The sequence below is a fragment of the Rhizobium sp. 01T444 genome, assembly GCF_056398305.1.
Genome location: NZ_JBFTPD010000092.1, coordinates 1 through 1094, shown reverse-complemented (window position 1 = coordinate 1094; position 1094 = coordinate 1). Strand labels below are relative to the sequence as shown.

Genomic DNA, 1094 nt, shown 5'->3' with positions numbered 1-1094 from the left:
CTTCATGGCTTCTCCCGTTTCAGACGAGCCGGTTGCGGAACAGCCACGCCGCCAGAGGCAGCGTGATGGCCGCGATGATCATGAGCGGAATGAGGTTGTGCCAGACCGTGAGCAGGCCGACGCCCTCGAGGTAGACGCGCTGCACCAGGTCGATCGCGAAGCGCAGCGGGTTCGCCAGCGTCGCGATCTGCAGCGGGTGCGGCATGTTGCTCACCGGTGTCGTCAGGCCGGACAGCAGCATCATCGGCATGACCAGCACGAAGGTGTAGAGCATGGCCTGCTGCATGTTGGCCGACACCGCCGAGATCGACAGCCCGATGCCCACGCTCGCGATAGTGAAGCAGGTGAGGCCGGCGTAGAGCGTGATGAAGGAGCCGGCCATGGGCACCCGGAACCACAGCAAGGTGATCAGCAGCACGATGGTGGATTGCACCAGTCCGATCAGCACTGGCGGCACGGCCTTGCCGATCATGATCTCGGTCGGCGACAGCGGCGTCACCAGCAATTGGTCGAAAGTGCCCTGCTCGCGCTCGCGCGCCACCGAAAGGGCGGTCAGCAGCAAGGTCTGCAGCATGCTGAGCGCGGCGATCATGCCGGGCATGAAGTTCCAGCGTGTCTCCAGGTTCGGGTTGTACCAGGCGCGCGATACGACCGTCACCGGCGGCTTGCCGCCGCCATGCTGCTCGCGCCATTCGTCGTTGAAGGCCGTCACGACGGCGCTGACGAAGCCGGCGGCGGAGCCCGCGGTGTTTGAATTGCGCGCGTCGACGATCAACTGGATGGGGGCGTCTTCTCCCGCGCTGAGCTGTTGCTCGAAGCGCGGACCGATCTGGACCACGAGCAGCGCCTTCTGCGTGTCGATCACCCGCGCGATGTCCTGCTGCGTGCGCAAGGTCGCGGCGCGATGGAACACGCCGGTGCCGTCGATCCTGGCGATCAGCGCGACCGAGGCGCCGCTGCGGCTCTGGTCGAGCAGCGCGTAGTCGACATTGCTCAGGTCGTAGGTGGCGGCATAGCCGAACAGCAGGCTTTGCATCAGCGACGGCACGACCAGGATGGCCCGGCTGGCCGAATCCTTGAGCACGGCCAGGAAC

The 1094-nt window shown here is 65.8% G+C and carries 1 protein-coding gene; it reads right to left on the bottom strand.

What is annotated here, in order from left to right:
- Positions 1–19: 19 nt before the first annotated feature.
- On the bottom strand, positions 20–1094 hold a 1075-nt coding region (locus AC1DTN_RS37270; protein WP_477925108.1), incomplete at its 5' end, for an ABC transporter permease.